Below are 14,810 nucleotides of genomic sequence, written 5' to 3'. Positions count from 1 at the left end.
CCCCACCGGCTCGACAGCCCGGCGGGCCGACCCGCCGATGGTGCGGCGTACGGCGGGGAGGCACCCCGCCGTACGCCTGTCCGAGGGGTGGCGCGGGGGGAGCCGCGCCACCGGTTCCTCCTGACCGAAGGTCAGAACGCCCCGCCGACCGACGCCTTGGCGTTGGACTCGTCGTAGGCGCGGTCCGAGATGATGACGTTCTCCGGGATCGCCTCGCCGCTGTAGAACTTCTGCGCGGTGGCGAAGGCCAGCGGGCCGAAGCGCGGGTTGGACTCGATCACCGCGTTGTACGTGCCGTTGACGATCGCCTGCACGGCGTTGCGGGTGCCGTCGACCGAGACGACCTTGACGTCCTTGCCCGGGTTCTTGCCCGCGCTCTTGAGCGCGGTGACCGCGCCGAGGCCCATCTCGTCGTTCTCCGCGTAGACCGCGGTGATGCCCGGCTTGGACTGGATGAGCTGCTCCATGACCTGCTGGCCCTTGTCACGGGTGAAGTCACCGGTCTGCTGGGCGACGACCTTCAGGCCGGGCGCCTTGGCGGCGATCTCGTCCACGAAGCCCTTGGTGCGGTCGGTGGTCACGTTGTTGCCCGAGGAGCCGAGCAGGATCGCGACCTGGCCCTTGCCGCCGGTGGCCTTGATCATGGCGTCCGCCGCGCGCTTGCCCTGCTCGACGAAGTCCGAGCCGAGGAAGGTGACGTAGTCCTTGCAGGACGTGGCGTTGATCTTCCGGTCGATGGTGATCACCGGCACGTGCTTGGCGGCGGCGGCCTTCAGCGCCGGGTCCAGGCCGTCGGAGTTGAGCGGCGCGACGATCAGGAGCTGCGCGCCCTGCGCGAGCATGTCCTGGATGTCGCTGATCTGCTTGGGGAGTTGGGACTGCGCGTCGGTGGTCAGCAGCTTCTTCACGCCGAGCTTGGCGGCCTCGTCCTTGATGGACTGGGTCTCGGCGATACGGAACGGGTTGTCCTCCTTCTCCGACTGGGAGAAGCCCACCACCGCGTTCTTCAGGTCGAGCTTGGGGGCGCCGTACGCCGTCAGGGTGCAGCCCGCGCCGGACGCCGTCGGGTCCGTGGTGACCTGCTGCTGCGCCGCCTGGTCCGAGCCGGAGGGGGAGGCGCCCTTGTCACTGGACTCCGACTTGGAGCAGCCGGTGGCGGCCAGCCCTGCGGTGGCCAGCAGCAGACAGGTGGCGGCCAGTGCGCGGGTTCTGTGGTTCGTCATGCTCACGACACTCCTTGGTCGCGACGGCAGCGGCCGTCGAGTCGTACGTGGGTCCGGCTCCGTGCCGGGGCGGGTGCGCTTCCGGGGTCCGGTCCGGGCTCCCCGAGGAGGCGGTATGACGTGCGGAGATGGCGGCGCTCCGGGGGTGGGAACGCCCGTTCCCTCCCTCGGCTTTACAACGTTATATACGCGCGGCGGCACCTCGACAACCCGTCGTTCCCGATGTTTCCAAAATGCTTCCCACCGCTGTGATCCGTGCTCAGGCAACAACCCCGACAGGCCCGTACAACTTCTGTCGCTGCTCTGGACATGCCCATCCCTGCGTGCTGTCATTCCGGGTGGCACCGCCGTTTCCAACGTTGGAAGGACCGTCGCCGCCAGGGTTCGCGCCCCCGCAGCGCCCCACCCGAAGCCACCAGGAGCCACCCCCCATGCCCCTGAACCGTCGTCAGTTCGCACTCACCGCACTCGCCGCCGGCACCGCAGGGCTCCAACTGCGGTTCGCGGGCGGCGCTCAGGCCGCCCCCACCCCCGCCGCGGCCCGCGTCGCCCCCGCCCGCGGCGGCCTCTACGCGCCGAACGCCGCACCGCTGGCCCCCACCGCCTTCCTGCGGCTGCCGCCCGGCGCCGTCACCGCGCGCGGCTGGCTCGACGGCCAACTGCGCCTCCAACTCGCCGGTCTGTGCGGCCGGTACGCCGACATCTCGCACTTCCTCGCCATGGACAACAGCGGCTGGGCGCACCCCGACCGCGCCGGCTGGGAGGAAGTGCCGTACTGGCTGCGCGGCTATGTCGACCTCGCCGTGCTCACCCAGGACGCCACCGCGTTGGCCGCCGTACACCGCTGGATCGACGCCATCGTGGCCACCCGGCAGTCCGACGGCTTCTTCGGCCCGACGGCCCTGCGCACCTCGCTCGGCGGCGGCCCCGACTTCTGGCCGTTCCTCCCGCTGACCTGGGCACTGCGCAACTGGCAGGAGTACAGCGGGGACACCAGGATCATCCCGCTGCTGTCCGCCTTCTTCCGCTACATGAACGCCCAGGGCCCCGGCGCCTTCAACCAGAGCTGGGTGTCGGTGCGTTGGGGCGACGGCCTGGACAGCGTCTTCTGGCTCTACAACCGCACCGGCGAGAGCCATCTGCTCGACCTCGCCGACAAGATCCACGCGGGCGGCGCCAACTGGGTCAACAACCTCCCGTCGCTGCACAACGTCAACATCGCCCAGGGCTTCAGGGAACCGGCGCAGTACGCGCTCCGCTCGCCGTCCAACGCCCTCACCCAGGCCGCCTACCAGAACTACACCGCGGTGATGTCCGCCTACGGCCAGTTCCCCGGCGGCGGCTTCGCGGGCGACGAGAACGCCAGACCCGGCTTCGGCGACCCCCGGCAGGGCTTCGAGACCTGCGGCATCGTGGAGTTCATGGCCAGCCACCAGTTGCTGGCCCGGATCACCGGTGACCCGCTGTGGGCCGACCGCTGCGAGGACCTGGCCTTCAACTCACTGCCCGCGGCCCTCGACCCGGCGGGCAAGGGCGTGCACTACATCACCAGCGCCAACAGCGTCGATCTGAACAACACCCCGAAGACGCAGGGGCAGTTCCAGAACGGCTTCGCCATGCAGTCCTTCCAGCCGGGCGTCGACCAGTACCGCTGCTGCCCGCACAACTACGGCATGGGCTGGCCGTACTTCACCGAGGAGCTGTGGCTCGCCACCCCCGACAACGGCCTGGCCGCCGCGATGTACGCACCGAGCAGCGTCACGGCCAAGGTCGCCGACGGCACCTCGGTCACCATCACCGAGACCACCGACTACCCCTTCGCGGACACGGTCACGCTCAAGATCACCGCACCGCGCGCCCTGGCCTTCCCGCTGTACCTGCGGGTCCCCGGCTGGTGCTCCGCCCCGCGCGTCACCGTCAACGGCCAAGCGGTCAGCGCCCCTTCGGGACCCGCCTTCACCAAGATCAGCCGCACCTGGAGCAGCGGGGACACCGTCACCGTCCAGCTCCCGCAGCAGACCACCGTCCGCACCTGGTCCGCCAACCACGGCGCCGTCTCCGTCGACCACGGACCGCTCACGTACGCGCTGAACATCGGTGAGAACTACGTGCGGTACGCGGGCGACGCCGAGTTCCCCGAGTACGAGGTGCACGCCACCACACCCTGGAACTACGGGCTCGCGCTCGACTCCGGGTCCCCGGCCTTCACCAAGTCGGGCGGCTCGCTGGCCGCCAACCCCTTCACGCACGACGGCACGCCGGTACGGATCACCGTGCCCGCCCGCCGTATCGCGGAGTGGAAGGCGGACGGACAGCAGGTCGTCAACCCGCTCCAGACCAGCCCGGCCCGCAGCACCGCGGCCGTCGAGACCGTCACGCTGATCCCGATGGGCGCCGCCCGGCTGCGGATCTCCGCCTTCCCCACCGCCACTCCCAACGGCACCCCGTGGGCACCGGCAGGCGACTACCTGAGGATCTGGAACAAGAACTCCAACAAGGTCATGGGCGTCGACCTGATGTCGACCGCGAACAGCGCCCACGTCGTGCAGTTCGACGACAACGGCACCGCCGACCACCTGTGGCAGCTCGTCGACAACGGCGACGGCTGGTACCGCATCCGCAACCTCAACTCGCAGAAGATGCTGGGCGTGGACCTGATGTCGACCGCGAACAGCGCCCAGGTGGTGCAGTTCGACGACAACGGGACCGCCGACCACCTGTGGCAGCTCGTGGCCAACGGCGACGGCTGGTACCGCATCCGCAACAAGAACTCGGGAAAGGTGCTCGGCGTCGACCTGATGTCGACGGCCAACAGCGCGCCGGTCGTGCAGTACGACGACAACGGCACCGCCGACCACCTGTGGCAACTGCGCTGAGCCCCCGGCTCCCCCCACCCCCGCTCCGCTCTCCTTCCCCCCACCTCTGAGGACGGACTCCCGTGACCCCCGACGACTCCGCGACCCCGCACGCCCGCCCCGGACGCCGCGAACTCCTGCGCTGGAGCGGCGCGTTGACCGCCGCCGCGGCCACCGGCGGCTGGCTCGCCGCCGTGCCCGCACAAGCCGCCACAGCGAACGCCGTCACCGCGACGGCCGTTCCGGGCGCGGCCCCGCACGCCGCCCAGGCGGCGGCCTCCACCTTCAGCCCGCTGCGCCCGCCCGCCGTACCCCTGGCCGTCCGCTCGCCGTACCTGTCGACCTGGCTGCCCGCCGACAACCTCGCGGGGACCTGGCCCGCCTTCTGGACCGGCCACGTCACCGCGCTGTGCGGCCTCGCCCGGATCGACGGCGCGGCGTACGTCTTCCTCGGCAACCCCGCGCTGCCCGGCGGCCCCGCGCTCACCACCATGCAGCAGGTGTCGCTGCAACTCACCGCCACCCGCTCGATCTACCAGCTCAGCGGCGGCGGCGTGACGCTCACCGTCACCTTCTTCTCACCCGTCGACGTCGGCGATCTCCAGCGCCAGTGCGTACCGCTCAGCTACGTCACCGTGCGGGCCGCGAGCAACGACGGCCGCTCCCACACCGTGGACGTCCACCTCGACGCCTCCGGCGAGTGGGTGCACAACAACGTCGCCACGCCCATCACGTGGGACCGCACGACCACCGGCCGGATGACCGTGCTCAGCGCGGAACCCGCCACCCCGGGCGTCCTTCAGGAGAGCGGCGACCAGGCGTCCTGGGGACGGCTCGTGCTGGCCACCGCCACCGGCGGCGCGGTGACCCATCAGATCGGCCAGGACACCGTGGTGCGCGCGGCCTCGGCGGGCACCGGGCGGCTCGACGGCTCGGTGGACACCGCCAAGCCGCGCGCGATCAACGACCGATGGCCGGTGCTCGGCCTCAACCGGGACTTCGGCACCGTCGACTCCGGTACACCGTCGGCGGAGTTCACCGTCGTCCTCGGCCATGTCCGAACCCCCGCCGTCACCCACCTCGGCGCACAACTCCAGCCCTGGTGGACGCACTACTGGAGCTCCTGGACCGCGATGGTGGACTGGTTCGACGCCGACCGCGGCGCCGCGCTGACCGCCGCGACCGCCCTCGACCAGAAGATCCACGACGACGCGGTCACCGCGGCCGGCGGAGGAAGCACCGGCGACCACTACGCCGCCGTCTGCGCCCTCGCGCTGCGCCAGGCCGTCGCGGGCACCGAACTGGTCGACCGCGACGGCGGCCCCTGGGCGTTCTTGAAGGAGATCTCCTCCAACGGCGACATGTCCACCGTCGACGTGATCTACCCCGCCTTCCCCGCCTACCTCTACCTCTCCCCGGCCTATCTGCGACTGGTGCTCGAACCGCTCTTCCACTACGTCGAACACGGCGGCTGGTCACAGGACTTCGCACCGCACGACCTCGGCACCTACCCCAACGCCTTCGGCCGCGCCGACGGCAACGAGGAGAGCATGCCGGTCGAGGAGTCCGCGAACATGCTCATCATGGTCGCGGCGATCGTCCAGCGGCTGCCCACCGCTGACGGCGCGTCATACGCCGCCGCCCACTACGCGGTGCTGCGCCGCTGGGCCGAGTACCTGGTCGCCAACACCCTCGACCCCGGCTACCAGAACCAGACCGACGACTTCACCGGCTTCATCGCGCACAGCGCGAACCTCGCGCTCAAGGGCATGGTCGGCATCGGCGCGATGGGCGTCATCGCCGCCGCCACCGGCAACACCGCGGACGCCGCCCGCTACCGCTCGGTCTCCCGCGGCTACCTCAGCCAGTGGACCACCCTCGCCCAGGACTCCTCCGGCACCCACCTCAAACTGGCCTACGACCAGGACGGCACCTGGAGCCTGAAGTACAACGGCTTCCCCGACCGGCTGCTCGGCCTCGACCTGGTCCCGGTCGGCTTCGCCGAACAGGAGGCCAACTGGTACGCCTCCCACGCCGGCACCTACGGCATCGAACTCGACCCGCGCAACGACTACACCAAGGCCGACTGGGAACTGTGGACGGCGGCCTGGCTCGCCGACCGGCCCGGCGTCCGCGACCTGCTCGTCAACGGCGTCTACGCCTACGCCGACACCACCGGACAGCGCGTCCCGTTCAGCGACTGGTACACCGTGGCCAGCGCCGCCCAACGCGGCTTCCAGGCCCGCCCGGTGGTGGGCGGCGCGCTGGCCCTGCTCCTGAAACCCGCCGCGTCCACCGTGGTGTGGTGCCGGATCCAGAACCGCAACTCCGGCAAGGTGCTCGCCGTCTCCGGCATGTTCCGCGCCGACACCGCCGAGGTCACCCAGTACGCCGACAACGGCACCGCCGACCACGTCTGGACCGTGCTCGACAACGGCGACGGCACCGTACGCATCATCAACCGCAACAGCGGCAAAGCGCTCGCCGTCCACGACCAGAGCCTCGACGACGGCGCCCACGTCCAGCAGTACCAGGACAACGGAACGCCCGACCACCTGTGGCGGATCGTCGACAACGGCGACGGCTGGAGGAAGATCGTCAACGTCCGCTCGGGCAAGGTCCTCGCGGTCGACGGAATGTCGCAGGCCGACGCCGCCCAGGTCACCCAGTGGACCGACAACGGCAGCGCCGACCACCTGTGGCGGATGATCTGAGCGCCGTCGCCCGACCGCTCAGCAGGGATCGCGCCACGCGTCCAGCGAAAGGTGCTTCACCATCGAACTGAGCCCCAACTTCCTCGCCTGAGAGCAGAACTGACCGGTCTTCAGCTTGTACTCGACATGGAAGACCGGCTTGTCCGCCGCGATGAAAGGCGCCATTTGCGCACACTCGTCGTACTGCGCGCACTCCTCGTTGACCGCGAAGTCGAAGTACCGCACGAGCGTGGCCACCTGGCCGACGTCGTTCTTCAGACCGACGGCCAGCCCACGCTCGTGCGCCAAGTCGGCGATCATCCGGTTGTACGTGATCTGCTGAGCGGCCGTCAGCGGAAAGCCCGTGGTGTTCGCGTAGCCGTCCATCAGGTCGGGCTCCACCGCGTCGAAGCCCTTCTCGCGGCACATGTCGAAGCGGGCGGCCATCAGCGGGCGCAGGACGTCCACCCGGCGGATGTCCAGCCAGCGTTCGCCGTCCCAGCCGTCGCCCTCGCCGCGCACCGACGCGGGGAATTTCCCGCTGTCGGGGCGGAAGGACTCCCACGCCCCGACGTTGATGTAGCAGATCACCTTGCGCCCGGCCGCGTGCAGCTTCCTGACCACCTCGGCGCCGTTCTCGAAGCCGTCGATGTCGTAGACCGGTACGTCCACCGAGGTGTCGACCGTGCCGCTGAGCTGCCACTGCCAGGGTGTGCGGGCGCGCGGATGCCAGTACGCGGGCGCGCCCCGCCCGGTCGCCGCGTGCGTGTGCGTACCTTCCGGGGCGCTCGCCGGGCCGGTCGTGGCGGGGCTCGACGCGGCGCCCTTCGCGGGCCCGGACGCGGTCGCCGAGGGACTGCCGCCCGCCGTGCCCCCGCCGTCCGTACCTCCCCCTCCGCCACCGTCCCCGTCACCCGACGACGAGCAGGCCGCCAGCACGAGCAGCAGGGCGGCGGTCACCGTGCGCACGGTGAGATTCAGCGCCGTACGGCGGGCGGTCATACGTTTCCTCCGATCGGGACGGGCGCGGTCCGCCACGGATTGGGCGGCAGACCGGGGACCGCGCAGCGCACGGCCGCACCGCGCAGCGCCGCCAGCCGGGCCGCCCGCCCCGCGAGACCGTCGGGCACCCCGTACACCAGATGGCAGAACCGTTCGGCCGGATGCCCGGCCGTCCAGCGCGGCACGCCCGCGCCCTGGTAGTCGTCCCAGGTTCCCTCGAAGGTCACGAGCAGGTCGCAGAGACGGGCGTAGCCGGGATCGGGGTGCACCCCTGGATTGAACACCACCGTCCGCGCCCCGCAGAGCCGGGCCGTCCTGGCCAGCCACCGGTAGTACGGGATCCGCCGCGCGTCGGACGCCACCCGGTCGAAGAACACGCCGTCGGTGGCGTACCAGGCCCGGTGCCTGCGCAGATCGCGGTAGACCGTGTGCGCCGGGCGGGCCGCGTAGTCGGTGTCGACATAGCCGAGCACCGGCGCCCCGGCCTCCCGCAGCCGCCGCGCGGCGAGCGTGTACACCGGGTCCGGCCGGTCGCCGGGACCGTCCGCGGCGTTGAGCACCACCCCGTACAGGGCCGGTGCCGCGTCCTCCAGGGCCCGCCACGCGGCCGGGTCCACCGCCGGGTGGACGTACAGCGGCACGAGCAGCGAGCCCGCGGAGGGCGCGGGGGAGCCATGGCTCACGATGAGATCCTGACCGGCTCGCCCGGCACCGCCGCCCACAGGGCGGTGAGCGCGTCCCGCAGCGTCCGCGTGGGCTGCCAGCCCAGCGCGTACGCCGCGAGCGTGATGTCCGCCTGGTGCCAGGACACCCCGGCCGAGCGCTCCGAGCCCCGCCCCGACTCCTCCAGCCGGCCGGTGAAGCCGCTGACGGAGGCCAACTCCGCCGCCAGCGTGCGCACTTGGGTCGCCTCGCCCGAGCCGATGTTGACCACGGGCGGCACCGAGCCGGGCGCGGCCACCGCGAGGGCCACCGCGTCCGCCACGTCGTCCGCGGCGACGAAGTCGCGGTACGCGGCCAGACTGCCGGTGCGCACCACCCCTTCGCGCGGCGCCTCGCGGAAGGCGGCGGCCAGCCTGCCGGGCAGCCCGGAGGTCGGCGAGCCCGCGCCGACCGGGTTGAAGACCCGCAGCACCACCGCGTCGAGGCCCGAGCCGGTCACGGCGAGGGTGCCCGCGAGCTTGGCCGCCCCGTAGACGCCCTCCGGCCGGGCGGGCGCCGACTCCGCCAGTGCGGCGCCGGGCTCCGCCGGTCCGTACTCGGCCGCCGAGCCCAGGTGCACCAGCCGCGCCGACGGCGTGGCGAGCGCCATCGCCTCGCACAGCGCGGCCGGCCCCCGCGCGTTGGTCGCGCACAGCGTGCTGGCGCGGCCCGCCACCACGCCCGCGCAGTCGACCACCGCGTCGGGGGCCAGCGCGGCGAGCCGCCGGGCCAGGACGTCGACCGGCACGGTCGCCAGGTCGGCCGCCAGATCGAGTCCGGCGCCGCCCTTCGGACCGCCCCGCGTACCGCCCTTGGCGCCGTCCCCCGCGCCCCGCCCGCCGCGCAGGATCCGCGCACCGGGCGTCCGCTGGAGCCGCGCGGTCACCCGGGAGCCCAGGAAACCGCCACAGCCCAGTACGAGAATCCGCGTCCGCGTCATGTCCCCTCACGCCCCCTTGAGCAACAGGCCGCGACGGCTGCTGAATTCGGCGTTCGCCCGGTCGTAGTCGTCGGGGCGGCCGATGTCGAGCCAGTAGCCGTCGAAGTCGAAGGCCCGCGGCTGCGCACCCGCGGCCAGCAGATCGAGCACCACCTCGTCGAAGCCCAGCGGCAGACCGGGGGTGTAGCGCAGGAGCGTGCTCCGGGAGACCCCGTACACCCCCATCGACACCCGGTAGTCCATGCTCGGCTTCTCGGTGAAGGCCACCACCCGCCCGTCGTCGGTGCTGAGCACCCCGAAGTCGATGTTCACGGTACGTGCGTAGGTGGCGATGGTGAGCGGCGCGCCCGTGCCCCGGTGCTGGTCGAGGACGGCGGAGAAGTCGAGGTCGGTGAGCACGTCGCCGTTCATCACCAGGAAGTGTTCGGGGAGTTGGTCGATCATCGTGAGCAGCGGCCCCATCGTGCCCAGCGGACTGTCCTCGGTCACGTAGTCGACCTCGATGCCCCACTGGGAGCCGTCCCCGACGTACGCGCGGATGATGTTGCCGAGGTGGCCGATGGCGATGGTGCAGCGGCGGAAGCCGAAGCCCGCGAGCTGGCGCATCACGATCTCCAGGATCGCGTGGCTGTCGCCGATCGGCACCAGTGGCTTGGGCAGTGCGGTGGTGTACGGCCGGAGCCTCACGCCTTTGCCCCCGGCGAGAATGACTGCGTGCATGGTGGTCCCCCCTGCGGTTGGATGTCAGCGGTTCTCTGCTGCGATGAAAGTGGTCAACAAGTGCCCGGCGCGGCGCTGATGAGGCGGCGTCAGACGTTGTACGCGGTGGTCTTGTAACGGGCCAGGTGGGCCGGGTCGCGGAAGAAGTCGATGGTGTGCGCCAGCCCGTCCTCCAGGCTGTGGGCCGGTCGCCAGCCGGTGGCCTCGCGCAGCCGGGTCGCGTCGCAGACCAGCCGCATGACCTCGGAACCGGCGGGCCGCAGCCGCTGCGCGTCCTCGCGCACCAGCAGCTCGGTGTCCATCAGCTTGCCGATCAGCCGCACCAGGTCGCCGACCGAGATCTCGCCGCCCGTACCGGCGTTGAAGGTCCGGCCGACCACCTTCTCGGCGGGCGCGGTGCCGACCGCGACGAAGGCCGCGGCGGTGTCCTTGACGTAGCTGAAGTCCCTGGTCGGCCGCAGGTCCCCGAGCGTCACCTCCCGCTCGCCCGCCGCGACCTGGCCGATCACCGTCGGGATCACCGCGCGCATCGACTGCCGCGGCCCGAAGGTGTTGAACGGCCGCAGTGTCACCACCGGCGTCTCGAAGCTGGCGTGGTAGCTGTCCGCCAGCCGGTCCCCGCCCGCCTTCGACGCGGCGTACGGCGACTGCGTGACGATCGGGTGGTCCTCGGTGATCGGCACGGTCCGCGCGGTGCCGTACGTCTCGCTGGTGGAGGTGTGCACCAGCCGCGGGACGCCGAACTCCCTTACGGCTTCGAGGACGTTGAGGGTGCCGGACACATTGGTGTCCACGTAGCTGCGCGGCGCGCGGTACGAGTACGGGATCGCGATCAGCGCGGCCAGGTGGTAGACGGTGTCGCTGTCGGCGACCAGATCCCGTACGGAACCGGAGTCGCGGACGTCGCCGAGGACCACCTCGACCCGGTCCAGCACGTCGGGCGCGAGCACTTCGAGCCAGCCGTGGGACGAGAACGAGTTGTACTGCACCATCGCGCGGACGCGGCGCCCGGAGGCGACCAGCGCCTCCACCAGGTGCGAGCCGATGAAGCCTTCCGCGCCGGTGACGGCGACGGGTGTCTCGGTGGACACGGATGAATCTCCTTCTGCGGAGGGTCGGTTGGAGTGGTGAGGTCGGAGGTCGGTGGTGTGGGGCGCGGGTGTGCGCGCCGCGGACGCGGGGTCAGCGGTGGGTGGTCACGCGGCCGGTCATCGTGAAGGCCGCGGTGAGCAGGACGGCGGCGGCTCCCGCGCAGACCAGGCCGAGTACGGTCCCGGCCGTCGCGGTGTGCGCCGCCAGCAGCGCGACGGCCGTCAGGACGGCGGCGGCGAGCACGTAACTCCCCGTCCACGCCCGGCCGCAGGACTGGAGGAGCAGCGACAGCCACAGCGTGCCGCCGAGGGCCAGCAGCACCGACAGGTGCGCCGGGTTCCAGGCGGCGGCGCCGGGCACGACCGCCGCCTCGACGGCCGCGAGCGCGGCCAGCGCGACGGCGTAGAGCGCGAGACAGCCCGCCAGCACGCGCCACGACCTGGCGAGCAGCCGCTCGTGCACGGTCGTCCCGCGCAGGGCGGTCAGACACCGGCTGCGGAAGCGGAAGAGCAGCCATTCGGCGACGCCCATGCTCACCGTGAGGGCGGCCACGAACTCCCCGGTGAGCGCCGCCGCGACCACCAGCGCGCCGCCCGCGAGCCCCGCCATCCCGTGCGGCAGTGACAGATACGGCGACAGGCCCTTGGCGTCGGTGACGCCGTCGTCGGCCCGCCACAGCAGCCGGGCCGCCTCCGGCAGGGTCCGGAGCGAGGAGACGAGCCCGGTGCGGGTGCTCGTGCCGGGTCCGGCCGCCCTGCGGCCGAACCGGCCGGGTGTGGTGCGGGTGTCCGTACCCGTCATGGCGGATCCGCGGACGAACCGGCTTGCGCGGGCGCGCAGTTGGGCGCCGCGGTCGGCGCGCACACGCTCGCGCCAGGGCGCGCGCGGCGGCTTGGCGGGCCCGCGCTCGGGCGGCTCGCCGGTCAGGGCGGTGCGCAGCGCGGTGGCGAGGGCCGCCCCGCCGGCCGCCGCCGCGGTGGCGACCAGGACGGCGGCGACCGCGGGCGACGGCAGGCCGCCGGCGCCGCAGGCGACCGCGACGGCGAGCGGCGTCAGGACGTAGAGGAGGGAGCGCTCGCGGCCGAGCACGAGCAGGACGGTCGCGGACGCGACGTACACCGACTGGCCGGCCGCGAAGGCGAGGGCGGAGAGATGGCCGGGGCCCGCGACGGCCGCGGCGGCGGCGCCGGCCAGGCAGGCCCCGACCGCCGCGCCGGTGACCAGGCAGCGCGCGGCGGCCCGCGGTCGCTGGGCGAGCAGGTGCAGGTGCGCGCGGTGCGCGAGCGCCTGGTTCCAGCCCCACCCGCACAGCGCCGCCGCGCCCCACGCGGCGACCGCGCGGGACACCCCGAACGGCCCGTCGTCGCCGCCCGCCCAGCGCCCGCCGAGCACATAGGCGACGCCGGGCAGCGCGAAGGTCAGGCCCCGCAGTACGCAGCGCCACACGTCGACCTGCCACGGGTCGTCGGCGGGTTCGGGTTCGGGGAAGCGCCGCGGCACCGTCTCGAACAGCTCCCGCGCGAGCGAGAACAGGTCCGGGTGCCCGTAGCGGCCGGTGATCTGCTCGTCGGTCAGCCCCTCGGACTCCAGGACCGCCGCGATCTCGTCGGGATGCACGGCCGCCGAGCACGCCGCCGACAGCCGCTCCGCCAGCTCCGCGACCGGGTCGCCGACCGCCCAGGACGGCACCCGGCGCGGGCGCGGCAGCTCGGGCAGCGCGGCCATACCGCCGCCCGCGACCCTGCTGAGCAGGGACATCGGCCCGCTCACCGGCCGTCCCCGACAGCCCGCACACCGACGACTGTCGCGTCATCGGCGTTCTCAGCAGGGGCTGTTGACAGTCCATCAGCTTCGGCGTCCGCTGAACCCCCGCGCCAGACACGGGACATCCAGGTGACACCGCCGTAGATCTGCGCGCCGCGGTCCTCGACCCGGCTCAGTCCCGTGTAGATCCCCCGGAAGGCGTCGATCGTCTGACGGAGCGTGAACTGGTCGATGACCCGCAGCCGCGCCTCCCAGCCCATCGAGGCGCGCCGCGCCGGATCGCGCAGCAGCTCGACCGCGGCCCGCGCCATCGCCTTCGGATCGCGCGGCGGCACGACGAGACCAGTGTCGCCCACGGCCTCCCGTACCCCGCCGACATCGGTCGACACGGTGCACCGCCCGCAGGACATCGCCTCGATGAGGGTGAAGGGGAAGCCCTCGCTGATGCTGGAGAGCATCACGACCTGCCCGGCCGCGTACGCGGTGCGGATGTCGTCCACCCGGCCCTCGAAGGTGACCGCGTCGGCCGCGCCGACCGTCGCCGCCAGTGCCTCGCACCGCTCGCGGTACGCCTCGCCGCCGCGCGGAGTGCCGCCGAAGATCCGCAGCCGCGCGGCGGGTATCTCGGCCCTGACCAGCGCGAAGGCGCGGATCAGCGTCTCCAGGTCCTTGATCGGGTCGATCCGCCCCGCCCAGGTGAGCGTCGGCACCTCCGGCTCGGGTCCGGCCATCGGGAACGCCCCGGGATCGACTCCGTTGTAGACGGTACGAATCCGGTCAGGCGCCGCGCCGCCGTGCTCCTCCCACCGCCGGTTGTAGCGGTTGCCCGGCGTGATCAGCGCGCTGTTGCGGTACGTCTCGCGCGACAGCAGCCGGAAGAAGGTGAGCAGCAGCGCCTTGACCGGCCAGCGGTACGGGCCCGTGCGGTAGCCGAGATAGCGTTCGCGCTGGTAGACGCCGTGCTCGGTGAGCAGCAGCGGAGTGTCGTACCGCTCGTGCGCCACCAGTCCCGGCAGCGTGGCCAGCCCGCCGCTGACGGCGTGCGCGACCTGACCCGGCGGCGGTACCACGGCCAGCGGGCGCAGCGCGTGCTCCAGCAGATCGACGGCGCTGAGCGCGTCGGCCTGGGTCGGCACCGCGGCCGACACGGTCGTGCCGGGGCGGCGCCACAGCCGGACCAGCGTCCGCACGGCCTCCTCCGAGCGCAGCCCGGCCGACAGCGCGCCCATGCCCGCCCACCCGGCGAGCGCGTACAGCGCGGGCCCGAAGTCCTCGTCGGGCGCCGCGGACCGGCCGCCGCGGGCCGGCGGCTCGTCCGCGCCGTCCTCGTGCAGCAGCGCCCGCAGAAAGCGTTCCCACACCGCGAGGAACGCGCGGCGGTCCCGGCCGCGCGGCGCCCTGCCCTCCGGCGCCTGCCCCCACAGCGGGACCACGTCGAGCCCGGTGACCTGCGCCGGGAGCGGCCAGACCGGGGTCTCGCGGCCGGTGCCCGTCACCGCGATCACCGAGAATTCGACGTCCGGCATCCCCTGGACCAATTGGTCGCACCACACGCTGACCCCGCCGGGGCTGTGCGGATACGTGCCCTCGGTCAGCAATGTCACCCGCGCGGTGCGCGAGGGCGGTGCGCCGAAGATTCTGTGCGTGGAAATGGTGTCCCCCCTGGACGTTCTCGTGTCACGGGGCGCCGGTGACCGTGCGGCGCCCCGGTACCGGGGGGGGGGGGGGGGGGGGGGGGGGGGGGGGGGGGGGGGGGGGGGGGGGGGGGGGCTTGGGGGGGGGGGGGGGAGGGGAGGAGGGAGGGGAGCCGGCAATACGT

Annotated in this window: 10 protein-coding genes; 2 read left to right on the top strand and 8 right to left on the bottom strand. The window is 72.7% G+C overall.

Going from position 1 to position 14,810, the window contains the following annotated elements; genetic code table 11:
- Positions 1-131: 131 nt before the first annotated feature.
- Positions 132-1,223 (bottom strand): ABC transporter substrate-binding protein, encoded by a 1,092-nt coding sequence (locus ACZ4EF_RS35670; protein ID WP_355347747.1) that lies wholly within the window; start codon positions 1,221-1,223, stop codon positions 132-134.
- Positions 1,224-1,654: 431 nt separating this feature from the next.
- Between ACZ4EF_RS35670 and ACZ4EF_RS35665 the strand changes: the two genes are divergently transcribed.
- Both ACZ4EF_RS35665 and ACZ4EF_RS35660 read left to right on the top strand, forming a co-directional pair.
- On the top strand, positions 1,655-4,099 hold the full coding sequence (locus tag ACZ4EF_RS35665; protein ID WP_467508354.1) for a beta-L-arabinofuranosidase domain-containing protein: 2,445 nt from the start codon (positions 1,655-1,657) through the stop codon (positions 4,097-4,099).
- A 62-nt stretch (positions 4,100-4,161) separates the two neighbouring features.
- Positions 4,162-6,792 carry a glutaminase domain-containing protein gene (locus ACZ4EF_RS35660; RefSeq protein ID WP_467508352.1) on the top strand — a complete coding sequence of 877 codons (2,631 nt, stop codon included), beginning with the start codon at positions 4,162-4,164 and terminating at the stop codon, positions 6,790-6,792.
- An 18-nt stretch (positions 6,793-6,810) separates the two neighbouring features.
- Here the strand turns inward: ACZ4EF_RS35660 and ACZ4EF_RS35655 are convergent, their stop codons facing one another.
- The 7 genes from ACZ4EF_RS35655 to pelF form a co-directional block, all read right to left on the bottom strand.
- Positions 6,811-7,773 (bottom strand): endo alpha-1,4 polygalactosaminidase, encoded by a 963-nt coding sequence (locus ACZ4EF_RS35655; protein WP_467508350.1) that lies wholly within the window; start codon positions 7,771-7,773, stop codon positions 6,811-6,813.
- Positions 7,770-8,456 (bottom strand): spherulation-specific family 4 protein, encoded by a 687-nt coding sequence (locus tag ACZ4EF_RS35650; protein WP_355347735.1) that lies wholly within the window; start codon positions 8,454-8,456, stop codon positions 7,770-7,772. Before ACZ4EF_RS35650 ends, ACZ4EF_RS35655 begins: the two co-directional genes overlap by 4 nt.
- On the bottom strand, positions 8,453-9,415 hold the full coding sequence (locus ACZ4EF_RS35645; protein WP_467508348.1) for an NAD-dependent epimerase/dehydratase family protein: 963 nt from the start codon (positions 9,413-9,415) through the stop codon (positions 8,453-8,455). Before ACZ4EF_RS35645 ends, ACZ4EF_RS35650 begins: the two co-directional genes overlap by 4 nt.
- Positions 9,416-9,421: 6 nt before the next feature.
- On the bottom strand, positions 9,422-10,135 hold the full coding sequence (locus ACZ4EF_RS35640; protein ID WP_355347729.1) for a sugar phosphate nucleotidyltransferase: 714 nt from the start codon (positions 10,133-10,135) through the stop codon (positions 9,422-9,424).
- Positions 10,136-10,224: 89 nt separating this feature from the next.
- Positions 10,225-11,226, bottom strand: coding sequence for a GDP-mannose 4,6-dehydratase (locus ACZ4EF_RS35635; RefSeq protein ID WP_391160661.1), 1,002 nt, complete (start codon positions 11,224-11,226; stop codon positions 10,225-10,227).
- 91 nt (positions 11,227-11,317) lie between these two features.
- On the bottom strand, positions 11,318-12,997 hold the full coding sequence (locus tag ACZ4EF_RS35630; RefSeq protein ID WP_467508346.1) for a hypothetical protein: 1,680 nt from the start codon (positions 12,995-12,997) through the stop codon (positions 11,318-11,320).
- The gene (gene pelF, locus ACZ4EF_RS35625) at positions 12,994-14,595 is read right to left on the bottom strand and encodes a GT4 family glycosyltransferase PelF (RefSeq protein WP_467508344.1); all 1,602 of its coding nucleotides are present in this window, start codon (positions 14,593-14,595) and stop codon (positions 12,994-12,996) included. The genes ACZ4EF_RS35630 and pelF overlap by 4 nt, the downstream gene beginning before the upstream one ends.
- Between the last annotated feature and the right edge of the window lie 215 nt (positions 14,596-14,810).

This window comes from Streptomyces sp. NPDC025721 (assembly GCF_055558595.1).
This window is presented reverse-complemented; position numbering and strand designations above follow the sequence as displayed.

What these genes read in the sequence shown, in the direction of transcription:
- ACZ4EF_RS35670 (WP_355347747.1), bottom strand. Translation starts at nt 1,223, where the DNA reads ATGACGAACCACAGAACCCGCGCACTGGCCGCCACCTGTCTGCTGCTG.
- ACZ4EF_RS35640 (WP_355347729.1), bottom strand. Translation starts at nt 10,135, where the DNA reads ATGCACGCAGTCATTCTCGCCGGGGGCAAAGGCGTGAGGCTCCGGCCG.
- ACZ4EF_RS35645 (WP_467508348.1), bottom strand. Translation starts at nt 9,415, where the DNA reads ATGACGCGGACGCGGATTCTCGTACTGGGCTGTGGCGGTTTCCTGGGC.
- ACZ4EF_RS35655 (WP_467508350.1), bottom strand. Translation starts at nt 7,773, where the DNA reads ATGACCGCCCGCCGTACGGCGCTGAATCTCACCGTGCGCACGGTGACC.
- ACZ4EF_RS35665 (WP_467508354.1), top strand. Translation starts at nt 1,655, where the DNA reads ATGCCCCTGAACCGTCGTCAGTTCGCACTCACCGCACTCGCCGCCGGC.